Consider the following 1,833-nt stretch of genomic DNA (forward strand, 5'->3'; position numbering starts at 1 on the left):
TGCACAAGAATCTACAATATCCAGGACAGTCATGTTCAATATCTCATTCTATTTTTAATGTGATTGGTTCCTTATCAAATCAAATTCGAGATGTTTTACCTGTCCTATAAATATACTAGCATCATATCGAGGATTTAATGCAAAAGAAGTATCAAAAATCACAGGAATACCGGAATGGACAATTAGTAGAAGATTATCGAAACTAAAATACTGTTATCAATCAAAAAAATAAACAGTATAAAAGTAATACTATATCTTCGATTTTTATATATTTTTTTATGTGAAAACTAACGTTTAGTTAATATATTTGAATATGCTGAAAACTGTTAAGGAAACAATTAGAAATATGAGCTTTGTATTATAATATAAGTAGATTAGAAAGAGAGTCTATGTGTGAGAGGTTCTAGGAAAATCTAGAAACGGAGAAAAAAAGAAATGAAAAGTGAATTGTTAGACAAAGTGTTAGAGTGGAGGAATGTCGTAGTCGTTGATTTTGAAAATTATCAATGTATACCTACAGATTTATTAAATGAAGAATATGTGTATTATCTGTTTTGTGGTGCAACTACTACAAAATGTGCCAATGCATATAAAGAAATGTTGAATGCATACGATGTGAATGTTATCGAGACTAGGCATACAGGAACTAATTTTGTAGATAATCGTATTTCAATGTATATCGGATATATATTTGGAAAGTACAGTCCAAGACAGGTTATACTTGTATCCAATGATATTGATTATTACGAGATGTATATAGATTTAAAGAGTCATGGTTATCCTATAGTATATAGAGAGCCATCTTTAACTTGTAAAGAAGCTATTCGAAGACAATCCGATTATTTATTGGGTAATCCATTGTCAAAACCAAATCAACATAATTCTTCAAATGATGAATCTGATGTTTTAAAAGTATTAACATCTTTTAATCAAAAGGCGAATTTAATTTTAAAGAAAATAGAAGAATCAAAACAACCGGATGATATTAAAAGTATTGTTGAAAAGATTATGGAATTGAATAAAGGTGATCCTGTTGTAGCATCTTCAAGGATGACGCATTATTTAAGAAAGAAAATGAAGATGACTAAAACTGAAACGAATAAAACACTAAATCAAATTAATGCGAAATATGTTGAATTGGTTGAAACAAGAGGAAAGGAAAAGTTCTATAAGATACTTCTATAATGGAACGTAAATATTTTAAAGTGATGGCGAATTTACACTTTAAGGAATTGTTAGAACACAATATAATGTAACTGTAAAAAGCGAAACAAAGCTTTTTATACATCACGATGAGCAGGCATCGTTAAAAATTGTATTCGTAAGGAGGAATTCAAGCTCCTTCCCTAAATCCACTAACAAGAGGTAGATTTGATTCAAGGGTATCTTGTAAAGCCAGAGGATGTCTTTAATCCTCTCTGAGTCCGTGCTACCTACATCATGCACGAAAGCCTGACAATCAGGAGAATAAACCTGCAATATGAAAAGGGATTGTGATGAGTATTAAAACTCGTTGCAATCCCTTTTTTGTATTTAATTTATTGATTGAGATGTACATGAATATTTATTGATTTCATCTTCGCACGATCGGATTTCATTAGAAATATAACACTTTAAATCTTCTAGATTATCCATCTTTTTTCTAATGTATCATTTTCAATTTCTAGATTTCTTATTAGAGAATAATACTGATCAATGCGTGTTTGATGGTACTATGTCAAGATTTAAGACAACTTAAATATCTGTTTTTTTAATGTTTATGTTTCAAATATTGTTTTTCAAAATTTTGTGGAGATTCATATTCACAATGTGAGTGAATTCGTGTTGTATTAT

At 29.4% G+C, this 1,833-nt stretch carries 1 protein-coding gene; it reads left to right on the plus strand.

Annotation, left to right across the window (positions count from 1 at the left end):
• The first annotated feature begins 435 nt into the window (after positions 1-435).
• Entirely contained in the window at positions 436-1,185 is a 750-nt protein-coding gene (locus FYJ55_RS10565) for a PIN domain-containing protein (protein ID WP_154556787.1), read from the plus strand.
• Positions 1,186-1,833 lie beyond the last annotated feature (648 nt).

It is taken from the genome of Holdemanella porci (assembly GCF_009696075.1).
GTDB classification, from domain to species: Bacteria; Bacillota_I; Bacilli_A; order Erysipelotrichales; family Erysipelotrichaceae; genus Holdemanella; species Holdemanella porci.